The organism is Yersinia massiliensis (genome assembly GCF_003048255.1).
Classification (GTDB): domain Bacteria; phylum Pseudomonadota; class Gammaproteobacteria; order Enterobacterales; family Enterobacteriaceae; genus Yersinia; species Yersinia massiliensis_A.
The window spans coordinates 3225115-3251103 of the sequence record NZ_CP028487.1; the positions used below are offsets into that span (position 1 = coordinate 3225115).

A 25989-nucleotide genomic window follows, 5' to 3' on the forward strand; every position below is an offset into this window, starting at 1 on the left:
GATTGCGATACCATTTGCGTATTTACGGCTTCCCTTCTACTGAAAATGTAAATTATTTGTCTACTCGAAAATTTCAGCATGTTTTATTCACATATCCGATTACTATAAGTTCACGACTGCTTATTGTTTGATTTTTTGATATGGATAAAAGAGTGCTGAAACATTTTTCCTTCTCGCTGCTGGCCGCTGCCCTATTCACCACCTCCTTGCACAGCCAAGCCAAAACAGAGCTTTTGACTTCACAAGTTGTGGACCAATACGCCGAACATATTTTCTATAACAGTGGTGCCATGGGAATGGCGTTGGTGGTTATCGATAACAATCAAGTGGTCAACCGCAGTTTTGGTGAAACCAAACCGGGCAACAACCTGCGCCCACGACCTGACTCATTAATTCGCATTGCCTCCATTACCAAGCTGATGACCAGTGAAGTGATGGTTAAGCTGGCCGATGATGGCACGGTTAAATTGACCGATCCGCTACGGAAATACGCACCTAAGGGTGCCAAGGTGCCTGCTTATAATACCAAACAACCGATTACCTTGTTGAATCTTGCCAGCCATACCAGTGGCCTGCCCCGCGAGCAACCCGGTGGCCCACAGAAAAGACCCGTATTCACTTGGCCAACCAAAGATAACCGCTGGCAGTGGCTGAAACAGGCGACCGTGACCGTACCACCGGGTGTCAGAGCCGCGTACTCCAACTTAGCCTATGACTTACTGGCTGATGCGCTATCACGGGCTTCTGGCAAACCTTATACCAGCTTACTGCGTGATAAAATTACCGCGCCGCTGGGCATGAAAAATACCACCCTCACCCCAACGGCAGAGCAATGTAGTCGCCTGATGGTCGGCGTTGGCAGCAGCCGCTGTGAGAACACCCTTGCGGCTGCCGGAAGTGGCGGGATTTATTCAACGCCAGAGGATATGCAGCGCTGGATGCAGCAATTCTTATCATCGGATAGCAGTGCGCGCAAAAGCTCAGCTAAACGTGAACAGGCGATGTATTTCCAGCGCCGTGACCTGACCTCATTGAAAGGCATGGATGTAGCGGGTCAAGCCGATGCGCTGGGTCTGGGCTGGGTGTATATGGCGCCGAATGCAGACCTACCGGGTATCATGCAGAAAACCGGTGGTGGCGGTGGATTCATTACTTACATGGCGATGATCCCAGAGAAGAACATCGGTGTGTTTGTGGTGGTCACTCGCACGCAACTGACTAAATTTAGCAATATGAGCGATGGCGTTAATCAGTTGGTCGCTCAATTGGCTAAGAATGGCTGATTCGATGACGGCAGTGGAAACACTGCCGTATTGGAAAGATTGCCGCCGAGTCCAAACAGTAGAAAAGCAAAAACCCTGTTATCTTATTCAGATAACAGGGTTTTTTATTGGTGCCGGCACCAAGAGTCGAACTCGGGACCTACTGATTACAAGTCAGTTGCTCTACCAACTGAGCTATGCCGGCGTAATTTGGCGGAAGGATAGAGATTCGAACTCTAGGACCTGTTACAGTCGACGGTTTTCAAGACCGTTGCCTTAAACCACTCGGCCATCCTTCCAATGAGCGGGATTATGGTCTATAGCGTGATGATATGTCTAGTGTTTCATTTAAAAAAAATTGAAATTTAGTTCGTTTGGTTAAAGTTCATGCCAAAACTGGTCAAAAAAAACCTATACGTTCAAAAAGTAAACGCAACTTAACCCAATGACGGAAGACGTGGCGTTGGGGCAGAAACAAAAAAACGCGGCCAACTGACCGCGTTTATCTCAGTATTTCTTCTGAAGACAGAATTAGAACTGGTAAACCAAACCAACCGCGACGATATCATCAGTGTTGATGCCCGCGTTTTTGGTGAAGTTGTTTTCATCCAGCAGGTTGATTTTGTAATCAACGTAGGTGGACATGTTTTTGTTGAAGAAGTAAGTTGCACCGACATCAACGTATTTAACAAGATCTTGGTCGCCGTAGCCATTACCCAAGTCTTTGCCTTTAGATTGCAGGTAAGCAAGGGATGGACGCAGACCGAAATCAAATTGATACTGTGCCACTAACTCAATGTTTTGCGCTTTGTTAGCGAAACCGTAAGCAGCATCAGTACTGGTGTTGCTGAAGTTACCAAAACGAGTCAGGTTGTAGGTTTGAGTATAAGTTGCCGCCAGATAGACGTTGTTAGCATCGTATTTCAAACCACCAGAATAGGCATCAGCACGATCGCCGTGGCCAAAGGCCAGCTCATTTTGCTCAGTAGTACGTTTAGAGCTCGCCATCGCAGCCGATGCACTCACGCCCCAACCCAAGTCATAAGACAGGGACATACCGTAACCGTCACCATTTTGACCCTGCACGCTACGGCCATTGTTGGTTTCAGTACCGCTGCCGTTTTTGCCTTGATATTGCAGTGCAAAGTCTAAGCCATCAACCAGACCGAAGAAGTTAGTGTTACGGTAAGTCGCCATACCGTTACCACGTTGAGACAAGAAGTTGTCTGCACCGTAGGTATCACCACCAAACTCTGGCAGGACGTCAGTCCATGCATTCACGTCGTACAGCACACCGTAGTTACGGCCGTAATCGAATGAACCATAATCAGCAAATTTCAAACCAGCAAAGCCGACACGAGTGAAGTTACCTTGATCTTGGTCTTCTGCTTTATTCAGGTTTGCTTGATATTCCCACTGGCCATAACCGGTCAGTTGGTCACTGATTTGTGTTTCACCTTTCAGGCCAAAACGCATGTAGGATTGGTCACCATCTTTGCTCTTATCATCAGAGAAATAATGTAGACCATCAACTTTGCCATACAGATCCAGTTTGTTACCGTCTTTATTGTAAATTTCAGCCGCGCCTGCACTGCCTGCAACTAATAAAGCCGGAACGAGCAGGGAAAGAACTCGAAGTTTCATCGTTATTATCCTCTATTATTAGATTAACTATGCCACTGCTCTTGCGAGCATATAATCCCAACCGGGTGCGTCTATTGTGGTAATAATATTCGGATTAATCCATACAGAAAATGCTACCAAGTTGCGAATAATGTTTCATATTCCCCGATAAGTATTTCTAGATGTAAATAACGACGAACTTTAATAAAAACAAATAATACACAAAATATAGCACTCATTGCTAAATTTAAATAATAAATACATTAAAAACAGATAGTTAATGAAAAACAAAAGATAGCACAAATTGACAAACAATATAAAATTACCCAGCACTATAATAGCGACGCTATCATCATTATTTATTATATTACTTTCATTGTGGCTTTCGCAGCCAGATAATTCGTTAGTTGACGGCCGGTCTTTTGACCGGCTTTTTTATTGCCTGTAATATAGATAGCAAAGTATATTTATAGTGCTAATCATATTCCCCCAATGAAATAGTGGCCTGATAATATAGTTTCATTATTATATTTCAGCACGAATAGCTTAAAATCAGTGGTGGATATTTAGGTGGATTGGTTAACTATTACCCAGCTACTTATTACTGTTACGTTTCATTAAATCACTAATAATGAGCCTTCTGCCGCAAGTGGCATTGCACCCTCGCGGCAGAATATTCGATGAGGCTATTAGCGCTCCCGCAATGACTCTTTCACTTTATTAAGTGGTTTTATCAGGTAGTCTAACACCGTCTTTTGGCCGGTTTTAATTTCCACACTCGCGACCATGCCCGGCAATATGGGGAATAATTTACCGGCTTTATTTTTCAGCTCTGCCCTGTCCGTGCGAACGTAAACGCGGTAGTAGAATTGGTCACGTTTCACCTCGTCTTGCAGCGTATCCGGCGAAACCGTCTCCACCACCCCATTCAAATTGCCGTAGATGGAAGAATCATAGGCCGTAATCTTGACCGTCGCGGGGAGACCGGGCCGGATATAGGCAATATCACGCGGGTTAATCCGTGTCTCAATCAACAACTGCTCTTCGATGGGGACGATTTCCATCAGTTTACCACCGGGTTGTAGCACCCCGCCTACAGTGGAGACCTGTATATCTTTGACGATGCCACGCACGGGGGAAATCAATGTCGTACGGGTCAACTGGTCTTGCTTGCCAGAGACCACCTGTAACTGCGCGTCCAAATCCGCATTGTTTTTCAACTGTTCTTCTCTGGCCCTGACGGCATACTGGTTACGCGCTTCATCGATTTTACCGCGCAAGTCGCTGACTTGACGTTGCAGACGAATCACTTCTACCTGACTGGCAGCGCCTTTCGCCACCAGCGGCTCAGTCATACGTAACTCCTGCTGCACCAGTTTTAGGGATTGCTGCAAGTTGCTGACGGTTTCATTGAGGTTTTGTCGTCGGGAGAGATAAAATTGTGTCTCGCGCGCCACCAACTCGGGCTCCTTGAGGGTATCACTGCCGAAAACTAAGGCTGCACCGGTTAACTCAGCACGCAAACGCTCGGAAGAGGCCCGCAAGGTACGAACTCGAGCGGCAGCTTCACCGTAATTAGATTGAAAACGTGTCGGGTCAAGGCGGGCCAATATTTGTCCTTTATTGATGATGGCCCCTTCGTGGACTAACAATTCGTTGATGATCCCGCCATCAAGGCTTTCTATCAGTTGCGCGCGGCTTGAGGGCGTGACTTTCCCCGTTCCGACCGTGACCTCATCCAAAATGGCGAAGTATGCCCAAACAAACATCACGATCATCCCCGCCAGTGTTAGCCAGACAATCAGTGACATGCGTCGTTCTTGATACGCCCGCTCTTGTTGCAGGCTAAGACTACTCATAACCCACTCCTTTTAAGCAGCACCTTGCTGAGATTTATTGGCGACCGTGTTGAGGATGTGATCCCGTGGACCATCAGCCACCACACGGCCGTTATCCATCACAATGATGCGATCCACGAGTTTTAATAAGGCTGGCCGATGGGTGACCAGCACCAACATGCGGCCCTCTAGCCAAGTATGCATCTGGTTAATGACATAGTTTTCCAGTTGATCATCCATGGAGGCGGTCGGTTCATCCATCAACACCACTTGCGGATTGCGTAAAATCATCCGGCTCAGTAAGACCATCTGCCGCTGTCCACCTGACAGCCCTTGGCCCCCTTCATTAATAATGCGATCAAGGCTGGCCGCATCTTGTTGCACTAGGGTTATTGCGCCGCTAATGCGCAAAGCCTGTAGCATCTCCTGCTCGGTGGCATGAGGGTGGCCCAGCATCAGGTTTTGCCGCAGAGAGCCAAAAAATAAGCGAGAGTCTTGCGATAAGAAGCCCAGTTGACGGCGTAAATCCGCCGGTTCAACCTGTTTGATGTCCACGCCATCAATAATGACTTTGCCTTGTGTGGCGCTAGCCTGACCGGCCAACAGTTTGAGTAAGGTCGATTTACCGGCCCCGACTTTGCCGAGGATCGCCACTTTTTCGCCGGGTTTTATCTCCAGTGAACCAATGGTGATGACGTTTTGCCCCTTTTCTTCATCATAGGTGTATTGCAGATTGCGCAGCTGATAGTGGCCATTCAGGATGGGGCAGTGCGCCATTTCCCCCTCTTCGGGTCTGTCCAAGGGTTTCTTGAGCAATTCATTCAAGCCCGTCATGGCGCTTTTGGCATGCTGCCAACGTGAGAAAACCATGGTCAGCTGCATTAATGGGGCGATAGTTCGCGAGGAAAGCAAGCTGCTGGCGACCAGCGTACCGGTGGTAATCTCCCCGCCCAGCACCAAATAGGTGCCGAAAACCAGCATACCGGCATAGGTTAGTTGTGAAACAGTCGAGGCCCAGCCCGTAAGGCGCGCGCCCCATAACCGTTGCTTCATGCCAACGGCGGCGCTAACCTCATGCGTTTGTTCCCACTGGCGCTGGAAGTAGGGTTCAGCCTGTAGCGCTTTGATATCTTCGATGCCCTCAATGGTTTCGACCAATATCGCATTACGCAGTGCCCCCTCACGCATCCCCTCTTTCGCCAATTTCGCCATCGGGATTTGAATCAATAAACCGGGGATCACGATCAGCGGGATAGCCAGCATTGGGATAACTACCAACGGGCCGCCGATAAACGCCATAATCGCTAGAAACAGCAAGACGAACGGCATATCAGCCGCCGCCCCGACGGTGGTCGAGGTCAGCAGTTCGCGCACTTGATCGATTTCACGTAGCTGGGAGATAAACGAACCAGTGGACTTGGGCCGCGCCTCGTTTTTGATCGCCATCGCGCGAACAAACAGCATCGATGACACATTCAGGTCGATTTTTTTTCCCATCAGATCAGAGATCTGAGTGCGGGTCAGTCGAATGATATATTCCATAAATGCAGCCAATAGCACGCCGAAGAACAGCACCCACAACGTGGTCAAGGACTGCGCCGGAATCACCCTGTCATAGACCTGCATGGAGAAGAGTATGCCGCCTAAAGCCAGTACGTTCCCCAATACCGAGGCGAGTGAGATTTCAGCAATTTTTCGCCCTGCGCCACGAAAGTTTTGCCAAAACCAATGCTGACGGTAAGGCTTCACGAATTCGTCGATTCGCTGATCTCGGCCACGATCAGCGATGCCCACCATCACAACCTGCCCTTGGCTATTGTCTAGCAAAGTTTGCAAGCTCGCTTCGCGCACCACATCACCGCCATCACTGAGCCAATAGTGGACCAAACCTTGGTCGTTGATGCGTTCGAGTACCGCCACGCTGCCGGAATCCATTGCCACCAATACAGGCAGTAGCGCATTGCGCCAGCGCACTTTCTTCAAGGGGACCACGCTGCTCTGCAAACCGAGCAAACCACTAAGGCGTTCCAATTGACGTAAGCCGCTAAGTTGCTCGAACCAACGCATTTGCTGAGTGAGAAACTTGGTATCTGCGGGTTTGCCATAACGGCTAGCCACCCTTGCCATGGCCGCTATCCAAACTTCAGTCGGGATAGGTTGCGCTGATGTTGACTGAGCTGATGTTGACTGAGCTGATGTTGACTGAGCTGATGTTGACTGAGCTGATGTTGGCTGAGCTGATGTTGGCTGCGTCGGTATAGATTGGTCCGATGCCGCTTGATCAGATGTAGCTTCATTCGCTGCGGATTGATTCGCTGTAGATTGCGTCATGTTACCCCTGTCGCGTCACGTTATTGGGTCAATTAAGCACAGCCCCTTTGCCTACCAGCGCGCAAAGGGGCTGCTATCAGAGCGTGGGTAACCTTTCACCGCTCTGGGCGACACGATCAATTCCCAACATATCCACCAGATTATCGACGGCAGAGGCATAACGCGCTGTCGCATCCCAACCGTCGTAAAGAGCCATGAGTCGCATGGAATCGGCCTGCAACACATCCTGCTCGACACTCAATAGGTCATTCAGGCTGCGTTTGCTGAGCTTATATTCATCCTGATACACACTGCGGGTATGGCGGGCGCTGTCCAATTGCAACTCCCCTGCCTGCTGGCGTTGCACCGCACCAATCATGTCGGCGTAGGCAGTTGCCGCTTTTTGATTGACATCCAGCTTGGCTTTTTCAACTTCGGCTTGCGCCGCCGAACGCGCACCTTCCGCAGCACGCACCTTGGCGCTCACCGCGCCCCCCTGATAAACCGGTGCTTCAACCGCCAGTTGAACCTGGTCGTCCCAGTAAGATCGGGTATCATTTTCATAGCGTGTTCTGCCTGCCTGAAGTTTGACCGTTGGCCAGTGCTGCGCTTGGCTTTGCCGCACTCGCTCTCTTGCTGCCTGCTGTTTAGCCTCTGCACTGCGCACAGCACTGCTGGCATCATAGGGGATGGCATTGAGAGTGATTTTTTGCTTCAGCAAATCTTGGGGTAAATCCGGCAAATTATCGGAGACCACGCCCGTTAATACCGTCAACTGGGCCTTTGCCGAACGTTCTTGGGCGCGATATTGCTCCAATGTCGCCACCATGCCAGCAATACGGGTTTCCGCTTGTAGCACATCGGATTGAGAGCTGAGGCCCGCATCCGCTCGGAGCTGTGCGGTTTCCTTCACTCTTTCCAGCGAGCCAATATTATCCCGTGCCGCCAGAATTAACGCCTGATAGCGCTTCACCTGCAAATACGATTGCACCGTGCTTAACCCTACCGCCGTCATGACGTTAAACAGATCATAACGGTAGGCATCGGACAAATACTGCTGCTCATTAATGCTGCCGCCGGTTTTACCAAAGTCATACAGCAACTGACTCAGTTGAACCCCCGCCGATGCATTGCTATTCAGGCTACCGGCCGAATCGGTTTGATGGGATTTCCCTGCCGTCCCCTGTAACGCAATTTGTGGATACCAGCCACTTTCAGCGACATCCAAATCACCTTGCCCCACTCTGATTTGTGCAGCGGCTTGTGCAATTTGGGGATTACGGGCAAACGCTCGTAAAATCGCCTCGCGCAGACTCAGCTCCGCTAACTGCTCTTCACTGGGTGCTGATTGCCAATTAAATACCGTCACCGGCGGGGATTCAGTGGCCCCAGCCGGTAACAGCCCGATCATCGATAGCAACATTGCACTGCAAAAGGTCGCGGCAATCTGCCGCCCCCCGACACGCCTCATCATTTTATTCATCACCGACATACCTCTGCGCCGATCATTATTCATGGGTCTTTTTATGCTTTACCGAGCCAGTGACATCACACTAGATGCACCTGTAAGCCCTGCTGAATCAGCACGTCGCCCAATGTATTGCTGCTCTCTAACGAGGAATTGTGGTAAACGTCAAACGTCTGCCCATCAATGCTACGTTGCCCGACACTGTTCCAAACCCCCTCCGGCGTGTTACTGAGGGTGACCTGCCCACCCAGCGCCCCCTTAATCAGCAAATCATCTTGCGGTTTATCGGTCAGCGTCAGGGCATCGTGCAAACCCAGGGTGATGCTATTGGTGCCATTCATCCCTAAATCAATGATCTCGATATGCTCAATACTCAGGCCCAACTGAGTCAGATCCAGCGCTTGATGGCTGCCGCCGAGCAACAAGGTATCTATCCCCAATCCCCCGTCAATATGATTGAAATTCAGCGAGTTGACGGTGAACAGATCCGATCCGCTACTGCCCGTCAATGTCTCGCCAGACATCACCCCGCCATCGGCTAAGTTCAGGGTGACGCCACCGATGCTGTAGGCCCCTTCTGTCACGGTGGTTGTCAGGGGACTGTCGATGGGTTCACTGCTGGCAAGCGCTACCGCACTTTTCGCACTGACTGCATGTGCCGTATCACTGTTGCTATCATTGCCGCTGTTATCCATCATCAGACTGGCGGTTTGAATATCACTGCTGGCGGCCATGAGCTGAATACCGGAGCCAGAAAGCAACCCAACCGAGATACCTTTGTAGTTACCGGCTTCGTCGGTGACGGAGACAGCTACCGTGGTAGTTAATAAGTTCAGTCCACTGAGGAAGGAGCCGTAGAATTTGACGCTCCAATGGCCGGTGTTATCGACGATCCCCTCAAGGGTGTGGCCCAGTAACACCACTTTCACCGTGGTATTAGGCAACACATTGAGGCTAGAGCCAGAAATAGTCAGGCCATTGACCGGCAGTAACAGTAGATTGCCGACATTCCCCAACACATCGACGCCCAGTAACGGCAGCGCATGAGTTTTCACCGTGAAATCAGTGTTAACCGCCGTCGTATTCCCCACGCTATCCGTGACCGAGACACCAATTTTGGCCGAGCCGTCCAGTAAGCCAGTGAGGGCAGAAGGCGTAATTGGTACACTCCACGTACCGTCACTGTTTATGGTGGCGGTTAAGCTGGCATTACCCACCGTGACCTTGATTTGCAGGCCCGCGGCATGGGTGCTGGTGCCTGAAATCACCTGCGCCGTCGTCGATTCAACGCCGTTGAGATAGTGGTCGGTGGCAAAGAAGGTGTTGAGCGTAATGGTGGGCACGTTGATGCCGATAGAAACAGGCGCAGACACCGTTGCGCTGTGTCCCGCCGCATTGGTTAGGTTGGCTGTCGCCGTAAAGCTGCCATCCAGTAGGCCCGCCAAGGCTGATGGAGGAACCAAAATGCTCCAAGTGCCATCGGCTTTCACTGTGGTGCTCAGCGCCAGATTACCGACATTCACATTGACGGTGGCCCCTGCCGCAAAGGTACTGTGGCCGGTGATCGTTTGGGTCAGCAGTGCATCGGCGGCATTGAGTAAGCCGTCACCAAAGATAGAATCCAGTGTTAGCGTCGGTATGCCATTGGAAATGACACTGAGGATGCCAGTACCCGAGGCAGGGTTGCCCACCGCATCTTGCAGTGACACATTGACCGTCAGATTGGTATCAATCACCATGGCTTTGAGGTCAATAGGTTGCACCAACACACTCCAATTGCCCCCCGCACCCACCGTGGCGGTATAAGGTTTTCCGTTCAGCGTGACATGAATTTGTGTTCCCAGCGCCACATTGGTGGTTGTGCCGCTAATGGTCTGCGCCACCAGTAAGTCAGCCACACTCAGAATGCCATCACCAAAAATCGTATTGACGGTCAAGGTCGGTTGCGCATGAATCAAGACATTGACTAAGCCGTTGGCACTGCTGGTATTACCGGCCCCATCCACCAGTGATACGCTGATAGTTTGGCTGCCATCCGAGAGTGCGCTCAATATATTGGTGGGGACGGGTAGGCTCCATACGCCATTAGCACCGACAACCGCACTCAATTGAGTGCCGCCAATGTTCACCAATACTTGTGTGCCCAGCACGCCATTCACCACCGTCCCACTGATGGTCTGTATAGCTTGGCTATCGAGAATATTCAGTAAGCCGTCACCAAAAATAGGGTCCAGTATCAGCTTCGGTAGGTTGTTAATAATGACATTCACGCTGCCAGATGCGGTGCCAGTGTTCCCTGCCGGATCAGTGACCGAGACTTGAACGGTCAGGTTACCGTTAGTCAGTGCAGTCAAATCAGCGGGTTGTAAGGTCAGGGTGAAACTGCCATTGGCGGCGGTCGTGGCAAAGAAGGTTTTGCCGCCGAGGGTCACGCTGACCTGTGTTCCCTCTGCCACACCACTGACGGTCCCGCCGATAATTTGCCCAATAGCGGTATCCGCCAAACTGAGTTTTCCATCACCAAAAATCGGGTTCAGCGTGATCACTGGCGCGGTCACATCCACCAGTAATGGGCGAGTGGCCGAGTTGGTGTTACCGGCGATATCCGTTACCGTCACAGTGGCTATCAATGTACCCGCGGCTAAACCGCTTAATGATGTCCCTGATAATGGCAGACTAAAAGCACCGTTACTGTCGAGGGTTGCCTGTAGGGTTAATGTGCCCAATTGAATAGATACTATGGCCCCCGCAGGCAGGTTTTTAACCGTACCACTGATGAACTGTGTTACCGAAAGATCGTTAACATTCAGGATGCCATCACCAAAGATCGGGTTAAGGGTGATTTGCGGAAGATTGTGCGTCAGCACGTTCACTGTCGTCTGTGTTTCGGCAATATTACCCGCGGCGTCTTTGACCGAAATGCCCACTTGCAGGTTGCCATCCTGAAACCCGCTCAACATCGAAGGCAGCACACCGACCTGCCATATCCCACCGGCTTGCACTTGCGTGGTGAGCACATTTGTCCCAATCGTGACGTTGACTGTCGCCCCAACAGCCACATTACGTATGACACCACCGAGCGTCTGGGCCACCATCGCTTCCACAGCATTGAGGATGCCATCACCACCGATCAGCGACGTTAGCGGGTCGAAAGCCGGTAAATTGTGTGTCAGTACATTCAGTATTGGGGCACTGCCCACGTTAACCACATTATTATTGGCATCGGTAACAGTGACATTTAAGGCCAACGGGCCATCACCGAGCAACGCTAACTGTGCCGCAGGCAGGGTCAGCGTCCATTTACCATTGGCCCCCACATCAGCACTGAGCAGTACGCCATTCAGGGTCAGATGCACTTTGGCCCCCAAACCCGCATTTAATGCCGTGCCTGACAACGTTTGGTCGACTAATGCACCAACGGCATTCAGGTAGCCCCCGTTAAACAACGGATCAATGGTGACAGCCAGCCCCGGATTTAGCGCGACATTCACAGTGATATTGCTATTACTGGTGTTGCCTGCCGTGTCGGTCACACTCACTCCGGCGACCAACGGCCCATCCGCTATCCCCGCCAGATCGCTCGGCAAGATGTTAATACTCCATTTGCCGTCATTGCCCACCACGGCCGTGAGTGTGGTGCCATTCAGCGTTAGAGTTAACGTTTTCCCTTCCGCGCCTAATGCCGTACCCGACAACAGTGTGCCCAGAATATTGCTGTTCAGTACCAGTGAGCTGACATCCAGCGTGATCAACGGAGGAACCGTATCCACTTGCAGCGTAGGTGTTTTCTCAACGCTGTTACCCGCCAAATCAGTCAGGGTCACGGTGATGGTATTCGTCCCTTGTGGCAACGTCTGTAAGTCTGCTGCCGGAATAGTGACACTCCATAGTCCACCAGCCAGGATCACCGCGGAATAGTCTTTTCCGTTAAGGGTGACGGTGATAGGTCGGCCAATATCACTCAATGATGCCGTACCACTGAGCAGTTGTGGCAACTTCGATTCAAGCGCGCTCAGTGTGTTATCTATCGCAAATGGTAAAACCGTCAGTGTTGGCGGAGTACGGTCAACCAATAGCCCGACTTGCTCAGTGGCAATCCCCCCTACCAAGGTCGCAATTATCTGATAACTGCCTCCGGGGAGGTCGGCTTTTTGCAGTGTCGTTGACCAACTGCCATCCAGCCCAATCAACGGAGCGGGGACAATCGGGATACCATTGATCGTGAGCAGGACGCTACCACTGGCCGTATTACTGACCTTCCCGCTGATGGTGATAAACGAGGGATCGCTGAGCTCATTGATAATATTGTTTTGGTTAATGGCATCAATTTTCATCGTCACCAGCGGAGCAACGATATTCACATTAATGTCGACAGGGACGGCCTGACCGATGTTATCGGCGCTGTCCTTCACTGTCGCACTGATAGCCACGTTTCCAGTGCCAAGCGAACCTAATTGCGCACTCCCCACTGTTGTTGTCCACCGGCCATCGGCACCCACCGCCGCCGTGAGATTTAGGCTACCGAAGGCAATGTTGACTTGGCTACCCACCGCCACATTGGTGGTACTACCCGTGATAGTTTGAGGTATTTTGCTGCTGGCAAAATCCAGGATAAGCCCGAAGGATGGAGTATCTACCGTCACTGTAGGCAGATTGTGTGTGACAACGCCAATATTGAGCGAACTGCTGGCCTGATTGCCTCCCGCATCAGTGACCACAACGTTGATTGCATGCTGGCCGTCTGGGATGAGTTTTAAATCGGCGGATGACACCGTGAGCGTCCAAATACCGGTCACCGGATCCACATTTGCGGTATAGGGTTTCCCGTTAAGGGTGACAACGACCCCTTGCGAAGTATTGAGCAATCCGGTGGTGCCCGTCAGTATTTGAGCCGTGCCTGCTTCCACTAAATTGAGCACTGCACCAAAGGGGAGCGGATTAATGGTTGGCAAAGGCGGCGTCAGGAAGCTGTCAAAATTCACTGAACCGGTATTGCTGTTACCCACCGCATCGGTGACGGTGACATGGATTTGGTGTGCACCATTTGTAAGGCCGTTTAAAGCACCCGCCGGAAGGGTGACCGACCAGTCGCCGTTGGCTGGATTGACCACGCCAGGATATTCAATGCCACCCACATCAATCTTCAACTGCACATTTTGGTTATTTCCCGTGATCCCCGTTTTACCCGTAATAGTGATCGCAGCCCCAGCCTCCGTAATATTGACACTTGCACCAAACGAAAGCGGATCGAATGACGGTGACGGCAATGCTTGCTGCGAAATAAAGACGATAGGCTGGTCCGGCAGAATATTGACCACGTTACCGCCCCGATCCGTGACGGTGACACCGATAGTGTGCGAGCCGGCTGCTAAGCCAGTGAGTAATGCCGTTAACAGGGGCAGAGACCAACTGCCATCCGCATTCGCGGTGATGGTTTGGATGACCTGACCATCAATGGAAATGACCACAGTCTGCCCATTTCCCGTGATACCGGTGCTGCCCTTCAATGTCTGCCCTAACAAAGCTTCAGCCAGATTTAGCGTGCCATCGCCAAAGGGCAGCGTCAGGGTGGGATGCGGTAAGGTGTGCGTCATCACCTCAACAGTATCAAGCACGGAGCCAAGGTTACCGGCGGCATCTTTGGCCGTCACCGTCACATCCCATACCCCATCCGGCAGGGCTTTTAACACGCTCGCAGGCAAGTCCAATGTCCATTTACCCTGCGCGGTGACTGTCGCGGCATAGCCCTTGCCATTGATATACACCGTCACTTGCTGGTTATCGCCCAGAATGCCCGTGTTCCCCGTGAGCACCTTATCGGTGGCGGCTTCGGCGGCATTGAGAATGCCGCCCACAATCGGTCCGGCATCAATGGTCGGGGTGGGATTCGTGGTGACCAAGGCATTGAATTCAAACAATTCGGTATCGGTATTCCCGACCCGATCGGTGATGGTGACGGAAATAGAGTGCTGACCATCAAGTAACGCGCTTAACGCACCGGCAGGCAACGTGCAGATCCAAGTCCCATCAATAGCCACCGAGGCAGGGTAAGTCACCCCATCGATTTTCAGTATGATGGTTTGCCCGCTGCCGATTGCGCCACTTTTGCCCGTCAAAATTTGGCTAGCCGCTGCTTCAAGTTTGTTCAAATAGCCATCGGCGAACGGCAAGGTAGGTAAAGTAATATTGGGCACGTTATGGATCAAGACATCCAAATTGGCGCTGGCCGAAGCATCGTTGCCGGTATTGGGGTCAGTGGCACTAACGGTGACCTTCGCGATGCCGTCGCTCAGCTTTTGTAGCTCGATGGCACTAATATTGACCGACCAAACACCGGCTGACGTGACACTGCCGTTATATTTCGCGCCATCGATCGATACCACCACTGCCGTTCCTACCGCCAGATGCGTACTGCTGCCGGTTAACGTGACGTTCGCACCTATCTCGCTGACACTCAAAATGTTGTCGGTGAATAACGGCGCTAAGGTCAGCGTGGGAACATTATTGATGGCGACCGTGAGATTGGTGACACTGTGGCTTTCATTATTCGCCACATCAGTCACACTGACTTTTACGCCACCCACCAAGGGGCCATCACCCAATAGCAGTAAATCAGCAGAGGGAACAGTCAAGCTCCAACTGCCGTCGCTGAGCACTTTAGTTTGATAATTCAGCCCATTCAGCGTGACCGTCACGGTTAATCCTACATCACCCGCGCAGGTTCCTTTGACCACTAAGCCCAGCAAGGCATCGGCCAGATTTAACACGTTATCCAGGTTAGTTTGTACATCAACGGTCAGTAGCGGCGCTTGCGTATCAACAGTGACGTTATGGCTACTGTTCGCGGTGTTTTGCGCCGCATCCTTCACCGTGGCACTGATGGTATTGCTGCCTTGTGGTAACGCCTGCACATCGCCTGCGGGAACGGAAACACTCCAACTCCCATCGGCTTGCACAACACCGGTATAGGTTTTACCGTGCAAACTGACACTCACCGTTTGGCCAGCAGGCACGCGCTGGGTATTGCCGTGGATGGTCAGCGCCGACTGACTTTCCTGATAATTAATAATGTCATCGCTGGTGACCGTCGCGACGGTTAGCGAAGGCTGATCAGCAGGTGAAGCAATTACGGTCACCTGACGGCCCGCATTTGCAGGGTTATCACTCACATCAGTGACTTTGGCAATGGCCGTTAACGCGCCATCGGGTAAGTTGCTGACATCTGCCGCCAAAACGGTCACTTGCCAACTGCCGTCACTTTGTACCTGCCCTGTATAGTCCTTCCCATTGAGGGTGACCGTGACAGTACGCCCCGCCTCAACATGGGTAGAGACCCCTTTGATCACCACATCCTGAGTCGATTCCGCGCGGTTGATAAAATTATCATCTGAAATGGAACTGATGCTCAATGTAGGAAGATTGGCAGGATCGGCATCCAGTGTCAGGGGGCTATCAACCGTCGTGAGGTTACCGGCACTGTCGCTGAGCGTGACCTTAATCGGATAACTGCCATCCGGCAAGTTGCGTATCACGCTGCTACTGATGGGGATGCTCCAAGTGCCGTCCAGTTGAACCTGGCTGCTATAGGTCACACCGTTTAAGCGCACGAAAACAGTTTGCCCTGCTTCTGACACAGAGGCCGTCCCCGTAATATTGACCGTGCTCAGTGCTTCTATCGCATTGATAATATTGTCAGTGCCAATCGGCGCGACAATTAAGGTTGGTGCCGTTTTGTCAACCGTGGCACTGCCCGTAAAGGTGGTGCTGTTGCCCACGCTGTCCGTCGCTGCTACCGAAATCACCAGATTGCCGTTCGGCAGATTTTGCAATTCAGCAGGCTGTAAGGTGAGTTGCCAGTTGCCGTTATTATCTGCCGTGAGCGTATGTACAACGCCACCAACGGTCACCACCACTTTTTGCCCTGCGCCACTCACCCCCGTCGAGCCGGTTAATGTTTGGCTACTGGTCAACTCAGCAGCATTCAGGTAACCATCAGTGAACGGAATATTTAGGGTCGGGGCTGGCACAGAGTGGGTGACGAGCTTAATACTGTCAGTCACGGTAGTGAGATTGCCCACGGCATCTTGAATTGTAACGGTGACAGGGTAAGTCCCGTCAGCCAGTAAATTCAAAATATTAGCAGGGATGGTCACCATCCAACTGCCGGTGTTACTGACCTGGCCGCTATACACCTGACCATTGATAGTGACATTGACGTTGGCGCCGATTTCGTTGGATGTACCGGAGATTTGAATATTCGCTGCCGCTTCAATGGCATTAATCACACCGTCGGTTGCTATCGGCCCCACGGACAATTCTGGTGGTAGTGTATCAACGACTATCGGGGTCGTGATGCTGCTGGAATTACCGCCCGCATCGGTAGCAAGCACAATGAGCGGCTGCGTACCCTGCGCTAAGCTTTGCAAAACATTCGTTGGCAACGTCAGAGACCAGTGTCCGTCGTTACCGACCGAGGCGGCATAACTTATCCCACCAATCGTCACTTTGACCGTTTGCCCTGCACCGGTGGTGCCGGTGGTGCCACTCAAGTTCTGGCTATTCGCCGCCTCTGCTTGCGTCAAAATGCTATCGCCGAACAGCGGATTAAGCGTGACACTCGGCAGGCTATGGAGATAAATACTCAACTCGCTGCTGGTGGAAATGACATTACCGTTGCTGTCTGACCCTGTGGCGGTGAGCGTCGCTTTGCCATCCATTAATAGCGCCAAGTCTGGCTGCGAAATACTGACACTCCAATTTCCCCCTGCGAGTACAGTGGCAGAGTAGGTTTTGCCATTGAGTGACAGGATGATAGATTGACCCGGATTGACATTGCTGGTAGTGCCACTCACCAGGATACCCGCCGTGATATCTTGCACGTTGAGCACGTTGTCACCGGTCAGGGGATTGATACTGATCCCGCTTTGTACATTGTTCACCACAATGCTTTGGCTGCCATTGGCGCTGTTACCGCTGGCGTCGCTGACGGCTGCGGTAATATTAATCGCGCCGTTATTCAGCAAGGCCAAATCAACCGCAGGGATTTGAATGCTCCAGTGACCGGAGGAGTCGACGACGGCGTTATAGGTTTTGCCGTTGAGCGACACGATGACTTGCTGCCCTGTCTCCACGCCCGTGGTGGTGCCGCTGACTGTCTGGTTGGCCTTCTGCTCTGCGCCATCAAGAATATTGTTACCGGCAAAAGCGCTGATGGTGAGTGTCGGTAAATGAAGTGGGTCTGCATCCAAGACCATATTTTGTGTCACGGTAGTGCGGTTACCCGCCGCATCCTGCACTAGCGTCGTCACGCTATAAGTGCCATCACTGAGTGAAGCAAAGGCACCCGCCGGAATATTCAGGCTCCAGCGACCATTGGGTTGCACCAGCGCGGTATAGGTCTGGCCCCCGACAGTGACTTTCACCACCGCACCAATTTCAGTGCTACTGCCGCTCACCGCAATGCTCGCTGCCGCCTCGACAGCATTAATAATATTATCCGTACCGATCGGATCGACCGTTAACCCAGGGGCTTGTGTATCGACTTTAAATTGCGTGTTCAACGTATGGGTATTGCCCGCCACATCCGTGGCAGTAATCACCAACGGCTGGTTACCTTGCCCCAAACCTTGCAGCACATTGGTGGGTAACGACAATGACCAACTGCCATCTGCTGCAACGGTGGCGGTGTAAGTCACGCCTGCCAGTTTCACAGTGACCAACTGGGCGTTTCCCGCCACGCCGGTGTTACCCGTTAATGTTTGGCTGGTGGCTGTTTCCAAGCCATTAAGCGTGCCGTCAGTAAAGGGTAACGTCAGGCTGGCGATGGGTAGCGCATGAATATAAATTCCCAGCGTTGCCGTGCTGTTAACTAGGTTACCTGTGGCATCCGTGGTCGCGGCCGATAATATCGCATTGCCATCAGCCAACTTAGCCCAATCCCCTGCCGGTATCTGCGTGCTCCAACTGCCACCGACGCCCACTGTCGCCGTATAGTTTTTGCCGTTCAGCGTCAGGGTGACTGTTTGGCCCACATTCACATTGGTTGTCGTCCCGCTGACCGTCACACCTGCCGCAGCTTCAACCGCGTTAATCCGGTTATCCCCTGTCAGCGGCGTGATACCCAGCCCCGCCAACAAATTGTTGACGGTGATCCCGTGAGTTTCCGTCACTGGATTACCATTAGCATCACTGACTGTCGCCACAATATTGGTGCTGCCGTTGGCCAATAAAGCCAGATCAGCGGCGCTCACATGGGTACGCCAACTGCCATCAGCCCCGACTGTCGCCGTGTAGGTTTTGCCATTGAGCGTAATGCTAACGTTGCGGCCTGCTTCCACATGTTGGGTCATGCCGCTGATCAGCTGATCGACCTTTTGCTCCGCGCCATCAAGGATGTCATTGCCCGCAAAAGGATTAACGGTCAGTGTCGGTAAATTGGCTGGGTTAGCATCCAACGTCACGTTTGAAGTGACCGTGGTGCTGTTGTTTGCCGAGTCGGTAATAGTGACCGTTAAGGGGCGGCTTCCGTCTGCCAGTAGCGCAAGATCGGCGGCGGGAATACCCACCTGCCACGTCCCTATTGCGCTGACCTGTGCGGTATAGTTTTTCCCGCCATAGTTGACCGTTACATTAGCCCCAATATCTGGGCTGCTGCCACTGATGATGACAGGTGCACTGGCTTCAAGGGCATTGATGATGCCATCCCCCGCCACGGGGTTGACGACCAGTGATGGCGCTTGTGTGTCGACAATTACCGGCAATGAAATTTGACTGGTGTTGCCCGCCGCATCCGTAGCAGTGGCACTCAGCAACAATGTGCCTTGCCCAAGCGCTTGTAATGTCGCCGCTGGCAGCGTCAACGACCAGCTGCCATCTGAAGCCACGACGGGATGATAAGTCACGCCATTGAAACTGACCGCGACCATCTGCCCCACGCCATTAACACCCGTTGACCCCGAAATTGTCTGGTCGCTCTGGACCTCAATACCGTTCAGCTTGCCATCAACAAAAGGCGGGTTAAGGGTGGCTATAGGGACATTGTGGATATAAATCCCCAGCGGGAGGTTAACGTCTGCCGCACCTGGCGCTTGTACGTTTAGCGTTATTTGCCCATCAGGCAGCAAGGCCAGTTGACCCGCTGGGATCTGCACGCTCCAGTTGCCATTCCCATCCACGGTAGTGATATAGGGAATATTATTGAGCGTCACCGTCACCAGCGTTAAAGCCGGTAAACCTGAAGAAGTGCCGCTGACCGTAATACCGTTCTGCGACTCGGACAGGCTAATCAGATTATCGCCAGTGATGGGGTGAACACCCAGTCCTGCTTGGGTATTGTCTACAACAAGGGGTTTAGTTGCGCTGCTTTGATTGCCCGCGATATCTGTCGCGGAGGCCTTCAGTGAGGTCGTACCATTGGCAATCATCGCCAAATCAGCCGCAGGAATTTGCGTACTCCATGTGCCGTCTGCCCCGACGGTCGCGGTATACGTCTTATTATTCAGCGTGATGTAAACCAACTGGCCGGCTTCAATGTGGCTCGAGGTACCACTAACCGTCTGGTTAACCTTCTGTTCAGCACCATTGAGGTTGTCGTCAGTCGCAAATGAATTGAAGTTTAATGAGGGCAAGTTGAGCGGATTGGCGTCGAGCGTGACGTTACCCGTCGTGGTGGCGCTATTACCGGCCCCATTAGTCACCGTGGCGGTGATTGACTGTGGACCGTCACTCACCCCCACCAAAGCACCAGCAGGCAGATCGACCTGCCAAGAACCATCATTTTGCACTTTGCCGGTATAGGTTTTCCCGTGAAACATCACCGTGACTGTCGCCCCCAAGGCTGTTGAGGTGCCTTTGATGGCAACAGTATGGAGTGACTCGTTCAGATTGATAATGCCGTCATCCGCGACGGGTGAAATGGTCAGCGTGGGAGGAGTAGTATCAACCACCACCGTCAAGGTCTTCTCTACCGTTTGACCACTGCCATTGCTAACGGAAACCACCACGTTATAACTGCCGTCATGTAAGCCGTGTAACATGCTTGAGGGCAACGAAAGCGTCCATGAGCCGTCAGCCGCAACAGTCGTGGTGTAGGTAAAACCATTGATTTTGACATTGACCAACTGCCCCGCCGCAATGCCGGTTGTCTTACCGCTCAGCGTTTGGTTGAGGTTGACTTCAATACTATTGAGGCGGTTATCGGTGCCTAAAGGGGCGATGGTGAGTGTTGGAGCTTGATTCCCACCGTTGTTGCCGCCGTTATTACCACCGTTGTTGCCACCGTTGTTGCCACCGTTGTTGCCACCGTTGTTGCCACCGTTATTACCGCCGTTATTGCCGCCGTTGTTACCGCCTGAACTACTGTCATTCGAATTGTTACTGCTACCCTGCGATGCCGCTATACCAATTCCCCCAGCGATCGCCAAAAAGCCCAATGCGCCAGCCAACAACCCTGCGGAACTTGTGCTGCTGCCTAATGCCAATCCCGCGACGCTATCAATCGAGGTAAATTCAGGTACTAAGGCGATGTCTCCGGCAACAGCGGCCCCCATAGCAGCAGGGAAGGAAGCATGCACTGGCGGATTAGTGCCGTCATCGAATACTAACTCACTGAAATTTCCTTCACCGTCAGGGGTGAAAAAGCGCTGATAACGCACAGTAGTGCCATCTTTCATGTGCAAAATCAGATCACTGCCTTGGCGCTCATAGCTCGCCACCATGGCTGGCGTACCGTGGATACGCACAATACTCAACTCATTCAGTGCGACAATTTTCTGTTGACCCGTAACATGCGAGATCATCGCCCCATTTTGGCGAGAAATAATATCAATTGATGCTGTGGTTGGATTCGCCATGGTTAACCTCAAAAATCAAGCAAGACACTATCTCCACGTAAGAACATACCGGGGGGGACCCTGATAAGTCGGACGCTGGAGGATAAAATAAACGCCTCGCACAGGAGGGTTTAAGCTTGTTTCTGGTGTGGTTAACAACCGCAAAGGAATCAGCGAAATCGATACGTTACTTTTTTATATTTAACTTTTAATGTGATTTCAAATAGTAAACTGGCGAATCACTACTTACATATAAGTAGACAACGCCCTAACTGTACAATGATATTTTCCATTTAATTGGCACACATTAAGAATTTAAATTGGTAGGAACACTCTCAAACCCAATCATTTAAGCCAAACATTTAACATGCAATCAGTTGATAAAAATTAATTTTTATTGAAAATTAGCTCAATGTAACATGATGTTTCACACTGAATAACCTTGCGTCTCAATAATCGATAAATATTAACATTATTAATGTAAATGCATTTCTATCGCCTTTCCTTAAGTCAAATTAATGCTCACCATAGTTCAGATTTTTGAATGTGTTGGCTTAATTCTCCATTGTTTAATATTTAAGCGATATTGATTCCTGAGCAGATAACAGGGAATTAAGTCGTCGATTATTCCGCTAATCAGATAAATCCCTTCGACCCGCATTTCGCTTTGTGATAGAAACATCAGTCTATATTGATCGTTCTTTATTGATCGTTTACTCCAATCACAGATTCTAATACGTCATGAGCAGCGAAATACGCCAACAGCCCCTTAATCAACAATCGATCAACCAACAATCAGAACATCGACAAACTATGCAACCTGGTGTCCCACAGCAAATCTCGACTCGACTAGCATTCTTTGTCGCCGGATTAGGTATGGCTGCTTGGGCACCGTTGGTACCATTTGCTAAGGAACGTATCGCTCTTAATGACGCGTCGCTGGGCTTACTGCTGCTGTGTATTGGCGTTGGATCGATGATGGCAATGCCCCTAACGGGTGTACTCACTGCAAAATGGGGATGCCGAGCCGTGATTTTACTGGCGGGTGCCGTATTGTGCCTCGATCTTCCCTTACTAGCAGTAATGAGTACCCCACTAACGATGGCCTTGGCGTTGTTAGTTTTTGGGGCGGCGATGGGTATCATCGATGTCGCGATGAATATTCAGGCGGTGATCGTTGAGAAAGCCAGTGGCCGCGCGATGATGTCAGGTTTCCATGGGCTATTTAGTGTCGGCGGCATTGCCGGTGCGGGTGGTGTCAGCGCGTTACTGTGGCTAGGCCTTACGCCACTGATGGCAATATTAGCGGCGGTAGCATTAATGATAATCCTGTTGCTAAGCGCCAATAAAAACCTATTACAAGGCAGCGGTGCTCCTCATGATGGCCCACTATTTGTTTGGCCACGTGGATGGGTCATGTTTATCGGTTTTTTATGTTTTGTGATGTTTCTCGCGGAAGGCTCAATGCTGGACTGGAGTGCTGTTTTCCTGACGACATTACGGGGTATGGAAACCGCACAAGCTGGCATGGGCTATGCTGTATTTGCGATCGCCATGACACTGGGTCGCTTAAATGGTGACCGAATAGTGAATGCCTTGGGCAGATATAAGGTATTATTCGGGGGCAGTCTGTGTGCTGCGATAGGGATTATCACCGCAATAAGTGTTGATAGCAGCATTGCCGCGATTATTGGTTTTATGCTCGTGGGATTAGGTGCATCAAATGTGGTGCCTATTTTGTTCACGGCAGCAGGTAACCAAACCGTAATGCCGGCCAATCTGGCGGTGGCATCCATTACCACCATCGGTTATGCCGGTATACTTGCTGGCCCCGCAGTGATTGGTTTTGTTGCACAACTGAGTAGTTTATCGGTCGCTTTTGGCTGTGTGGCACTGTTATTACTGGCCGTCACTGCCAGTGCCCGAGCCGTTACGCGCTAACCCAGGAATATGCCGTCTCTTTATGCAAAATAACTCGCCATCTACCCATTCAGCTAAGATAACGCGCTACTTCTGGCTGTTTATCGTATTACTGCTCATCACCTTTGGGCTGTATGGTTATAACTATACCAATGCTTATCTGACAGAAAAGAAACACACATTAACTTATATCGCCAGCGGCTTGCAGCAACGTATCGATGATTATCGCTATCACACCTACCAACTCTATGATTTAGCGAATAATCCAGCGCTAGCTAATGAAGCTATTCTATCAGCGCAAGAAGTCCGTCTACGCCCCGATATTTACTATATCGAGAAGCCACGCAGAAAAACGGATACGGTCATTTTTGGTAACCACGACCCCGCAACACTGGCAACGGCGCTAGCGATGTCAGACTATCTTGATAGCCATTGGGGATCACAAAATGACACTTATTCAATGTATTATCTCAACGGTCAAGACAATAGCCTGACATTGGTCACCACTCAAGCACTCAAAGAAGTCACTTCACGGTTTAAAGAAAGTTACCTGACGGTAGCAGCAGAATCCCGACGGGCAGAAATGTTACAACAGGCTAATACCTTAGATGAGCGCGAGAGTTTCTCGCCACTACGCAAATTACGTTTCCAGAACGCCTACTATTTCACGCTACGGACCACCTTTAATCACCCTGGCCATTTAGCAACGGTTATCGCGTTCGATCTGCCCATTAATGACTTAATTCCGCCCAATATGGCGCGTTCTAACTTCTTACTGCAAAAAGATAAAACCCCCATCAATGAAGGCATGACCACTGAAGAGGTTGTCGCCGCGAGTGTGGCACTCAATGGCTATTGGGTAGAATTTTCCGCGCCGTTAGCAAATGCCACACTGAAAATAGTTTATCGTGTCCCCATTAACCAATTAGCCATGGACTTGCTGAAAAACAACTTCTGGTTAATTCTCAGCAATATATTGCTACTCGTCTTAGCCGTGCTGGGCATCTATTTTGTTCGCCGTCAATACGTTCGCCCTAGTGCTGACATCGTTGATAAATTAGAAACACAGAAATCACTGAGCCAAGAAATTATTGCCAGTCTCCCTCAAGGTTTATTGGTCTATAACTTCAACAACAATACAGTCATCGCCAGTAATCAAATTGCGGATAATTTGATGCCGCACCTTAATTTGCAAAAAATTGCGCATATGGCTGAACAACACCATGGTGTGATTCAAGGCACGGTCAATAACGAAGTGTATGAAATCCGTATGTTCCGCAGCCAAATTTCACCGGAAACCTACCTCTTCCTGCTCCATGATCAGGATAAAGAGGTCTTAGTGAATAAAAAACTGCAACAGGCAAGGCGTGAATATGACAAGAGTCTGCAAGCCAGAAAACTGATGCTGCATAATTTAGGCATTGAGTTGAATCAGCCGGTTAATACACTGAATCAAATTGCTCATACGCTACGCAGCACGACTGACTCACAGCAGCAGCAGACACTGACATCCCAATTGATTACGCAATCTGATGCCATCATCGAATTGATTGATAACATCACCCTGCTCACACGCTTGGAAACGCAAGATTGGCAGCCAGAGCAACGTACGTTCTCTCTCTCTGCATTAATCGATGCCCTGCTGTTAGAAACATTACCCGCAATAAATCAGAAAGGACTAACGCTCTTTAATCACTACAGTGCCGATATTGATCAGAATTACACGGGTGATGAGAATGTATTGCGTAAAATAATTTCGCTGTTACTCCATTATTCCATTATTACGACTGATTACGGTAAAATTACACTCAATGTTAGCCATGAACCAGAGCACCCAGAACAACTGATTATTCAGATAACAGATACAGGTGTCGGTATATCGGATGAAGAGATCAGTAATCTAAATTATCCTTTCCTCAGCCAAACACTGGTCGACAGATACAATCACGGCTCAGGGTTGACGTTCTTTTTATGTAACCAATTATGTAGGAAGTTAAACGGCCAATTAGAGATTCGCAGTAAAATCGATATAGGTACACGTTATACCATCCGCGTAACTATGGCTGTCGATAATTTGCAAGAAGAAGAGCAAGAGAAATTATTAGATGGCGTCACCGCGTTATTAGATATCACCTCAGAGGAAGTCCGTTCGATCATCACCACATTATTGAGTTCGTTTGGTGCTAGCTGTATTATTGCTGATGATCGCCTACCGGGTAGAGATTACGATGTTACCTTAACGGATAATTCACAACATTATGAAAACTATACTTTATTATTGACATCAGACGAAATTGGCTTACAACAGTTGCAGGATAATTATATCCGGGTAAATTATAATTTAGGTAGCGCAGTCATTGATGCAATATTATTATTAATCGAACAACGGATTTTATCAGATGAATCTCTGGAAGAGCCTGATACTATTGCTGAAGATGATATAAGTGTCTATGAGCAACAACTAAAATCCAGCGACTATTATTCCTTATTCGTTGAGACAGTACCGGTAGATCTGAAGAAACTGTATACTGAAGTTCAGCAACGTGATTTCATATCGCTTTCGCAGACTGCACATCGATTGAAAGGCGTATTTGCTATGTTGAACCTGGTACTCGGCAAGCAGCTATGTGAAACATTAGAACAGCATATCGCAGATGGCGATCGGTTGAAGATCGAAAATAGCATCAGTCAAATTGATTCTTTCGTCACCAGACTGTTGCAGCAAGGTAACCCATAAA

The 25989-nt window shown here is 50.4% G+C and carries 8 protein-coding genes and 2 tRNA genes; 3 read left to right on the forward strand and 7 right to left on the reverse strand.

All coding sequences use genetic code 11. The features are described 5' to 3' along the window. Positions 1-140: 140 nt before the first annotated feature. Positions 141-1283 carry a D-alanyl-D-alanine-carboxypeptidase/endopeptidase AmpH gene (gene ampH / locus DA391_RS15055; protein WP_050081353.1) on the forward strand — a complete coding sequence of 381 codons (1143 nt, stop codon included), beginning with the start codon at positions 141-143 and terminating at the stop codon, positions 1281-1283. A gap of 108 nt (positions 1284-1391) precedes the next feature. On the opposite strand, the gene DA391_RS15060 is transcribed toward ampH, so the two are convergent. The 7 genes from DA391_RS15060 to DA391_RS15090 all read right to left on the reverse strand — a co-directional run bounded on the left by DA391_RS15060 (position 1392) and on the right by DA391_RS15090 (position 21352). Beyond that, a tRNA-Thr gene (locus tag DA391_RS15060) sits at positions 1392-1467 on the reverse strand. A gap of 6 nt (positions 1468-1473) precedes the next feature. Beyond that, positions 1474-1561, reverse strand: a tRNA-Ser gene (locus tag DA391_RS15065). 232 nt (positions 1562-1793) lie between these two features. Further along, positions 1794-2906, reverse strand: a complete 1113-nt coding sequence (locus tag DA391_RS15070; RefSeq protein ID WP_050081352.1) for a porin OmpC — start codon at positions 2904-2906, stop codon at positions 1794-1796. Between the two features lie 668 nt (positions 2907-3574). Beyond that, a complete protein-coding gene (locus DA391_RS15075; RefSeq protein ID WP_050081351.1) occupies positions 3575-4744 on the reverse strand; it encodes an HlyD family efflux transporter periplasmic adaptor subunit in 1170 nt (389 codons plus the stop codon). A 12-nt stretch (positions 4745-4756) separates the two neighbouring features. After that, positions 4757-6850: a type I secretion system permease/ATPase gene (locus DA391_RS15080; protein WP_050081478.1), complete on the reverse strand. Its 2094-nt coding sequence runs from the start codon at positions 6848-6850 to the stop codon at positions 4757-4759. Between the two features lie 280 nt (positions 6851-7130). Then, on the reverse strand, positions 7131-8444 hold the full coding sequence (locus tag DA391_RS15085; protein WP_240624835.1) for a TolC family outer membrane protein: 1314 nt from the start codon (positions 8442-8444) through the stop codon (positions 7131-7133). A 137-nt stretch (positions 8445-8581) separates the two neighbouring features. Beyond that, a complete protein-coding gene (locus DA391_RS15090) occupies positions 8582-21352 on the reverse strand; it encodes an Ig-like domain-containing protein (RefSeq protein ID WP_108087923.1) in 12771 nt (4256 codons plus the stop codon). Positions 21353-22144: 792 nt separating this feature from the next. On the opposite strand from DA391_RS15090, the gene DA391_RS15095 reads away from it, so the two are divergent. Together DA391_RS15095 and rcsD are read left to right on the forward strand one after the other, a co-directional pair. Beyond that, entirely contained in the window at positions 22145-23272 is a 1128-nt protein-coding gene (locus DA391_RS15095) for an MFS transporter (RefSeq protein ID WP_072084712.1), read from the forward strand. Positions 23273-23294: 22 nt separating this feature from the next. After that, positions 23295-25988 (forward strand): phosphotransferase RcsD, encoded by a 2694-nt coding sequence (gene rcsD / locus DA391_RS15100; RefSeq protein WP_108087924.1) that lies wholly within the window; start codon positions 23295-23297, stop codon positions 25986-25988. The last annotated feature ends 1 nt before the right edge of the window (position 25989 follow it).

Bases quoted from the DNA above. Each gene is read 5' to 3' on its own strand.
- DA391_RS15075 (WP_050081351.1), bottom strand. From the start codon at position 4,744: ATGAGTAGTCTTAGCCTGCAACAAGAGCGGGCGTATCAAGAACGACGC.
- DA391_RS15080 (WP_050081478.1), bottom strand. From the start codon at position 6,850: ATGGCAAGGGTGGCTAGCCGTTATGGCAAACCCGCAGATACCAAGTTT.
- DA391_RS15085 (WP_240624835.1), bottom strand. From the start codon at position 8,444: ATGATCGGGCTGTTACCGGCTGGGGCCACTGAATCCCCGCCGGTGACG.
- DA391_RS15090 (WP_108087923.1), bottom strand. From the start codon at position 21,352: ATGGCGAATCCAACCACAGCATCAATTGATATTATTTCTCGCCAAAAT.
- DA391_RS15070 (WP_050081352.1), bottom strand. From the start codon at position 2,906: ATGAAACTTCGAGTTCTTTCCCTGCTCGTTCCGGCTTTATTAGTTGCA.
- rcsD (WP_108087924.1), top strand. From the start codon at position 23,295: ATGCAAAATAACTCGCCATCTACCCATTCAGCTAAGATAACGCGCTAC.
- DA391_RS15095 (WP_072084712.1), top strand. From the start codon at position 22,145: ATGCAACCTGGTGTCCCACAGCAAATCTCGACTCGACTAGCATTCTTT.
- ampH (WP_050081353.1), top strand. From the start codon at position 141: ATGGATAAAAGAGTGCTGAAACATTTTTCCTTCTCGCTGCTGGCCGCT.